The 1,447-nt window shown below is 38.1% G+C and carries 2 protein-coding genes; both read left to right on the plus strand.

The window, feature by feature from the left end:
* Nucleotides 1-168 precede the first annotated feature (168 nt).
* On the plus strand, nt 169-912 hold the full coding sequence (locus tag ACT3SX_RS15050) for a hypothetical protein (RefSeq protein WP_192520868.1): 744 nt from the start codon (nt 169-171) through the stop codon (nt 910-912).
* A 16-nt stretch (nt 913-928) separates the two neighbouring features.
* The coding region (locus ACT3SX_RS15055; RefSeq protein ID WP_192520873.1) for a type VI secretion system Vgr family protein at nt 929-1,447 on the plus strand (519 nt) is incomplete at its 3' end.

A 1,447-nucleotide genomic window follows, 5' to 3' on the forward strand; every position in this document is an offset into this window, starting at 1 on the left:
AAGGCTACTGGCGAAAGGTTAAAATACCAAGAACTGAGCTCTATGCCAGGTGTAAGAAGATGCTTAGATTATATGAACTGGGACAATTATGATACTTTTGAAGAAGCTTGGAAAGACGTAGGAAATCAATGTTATAGCCAGTAATTAAGATATAAGGACAGCCCACCCATGAAAATTAAGTATTTATTAATACCTATTGTTATTGCTTTTCTATCATCTTGTAGTTATAACTCAGACATAACTGAACCTAAAAAAGTATCAATAATAGAATATATTGATAAAAGTGATTTAGAAAGATATGGGTTTACAACTAAAGATATTAAGGACTTTGATAGCAAAATTAAAAATAGCGATATATTCTCAGATAATTATACAAAATATGAGACTAAAGGATTTACCATACTATCTAATGATGAGAATCCTGAACATATCTTTATATTAAAGAACAATAAATTCATAGCTTCTTTTGATGATAAAGCTAGAACCTTGTACTCTAAAGAGGCTAATATTCCTACCCGACTAGATGCACTAGTGACTTATATTCCTACAACGCCTTCACTAAGTTACAACAATGGAAAATCTAGCTATGACGATCTAAATTTGGACGGTGTAGATATTATTTATGAGGTTATGCCTAGTAACGATAAGAGACTTGATTATTTTTCTGCGGAGATTCTTGGTACACCAAACCTAAATATAATCGATGCAAAAATATCAGGAAAAGAATGTAAAGCTTTGGTTGGATATTATGCTTGTTGTTTTTCAGACGAAGGTAATTACGAAGCGTATAAGTTTGACTATAAAGCTGGTTGGTCTAGTATTCCCTCCAATAAAATATTGAATGAAGCTTGTAATAGTGAGAACTTTGAAGCTGCCAAGAATGAGCTTAAAAGTAAGCTCTTCAGCAACTAATTATTAAATCCACTGAATAACCCATCCTAGCCTATTTGAGACTGTCGATGAACAAGCCGTTGAGAGTGGCTATCGCAACACGGGCAACGGTCTATCAGAGTGGATTACCGATCATAGAGCGGAGCAAGCGTACTCACAGCTGAACGTCGATGATGGTCAAGTTGCTGCCACGCTAAAGATGGGAATTATCAATGCTGCAAGCGATGATGCCAGTAGTAAACGTCAAGGTATCAATGCCAATACCAGTGCACAAATCAATATCAAGTCTGGCGAAGCACTCGTCATCACGACTCAGCCGCAAACTCATGCACAATCTGAGCAACACAACTATCAACAGCACACCCCGACTCTCACTCAAACGGCACTCGGTGGTCAACATCTGGCTGAACGCTTAACGCAATTGGCAACGGGACTGGGACGTCAGGTCAATGACCATAAAGCGATTAAGACCCAGTTAGAAACTATCGCAGAGGATCAGCAAACCAAAACCCATCAACAAGCGCCCTACACCCTGATTGATGGCGCTGCTGATACG

The sequence above is a fragment of the Psychrobacter sp. AOP31-B2-9 genome (assembly GCF_052378005.1).
Lineage (GTDB): Bacteria > Pseudomonadota > Gammaproteobacteria > Pseudomonadales > Moraxellaceae > Psychrobacter.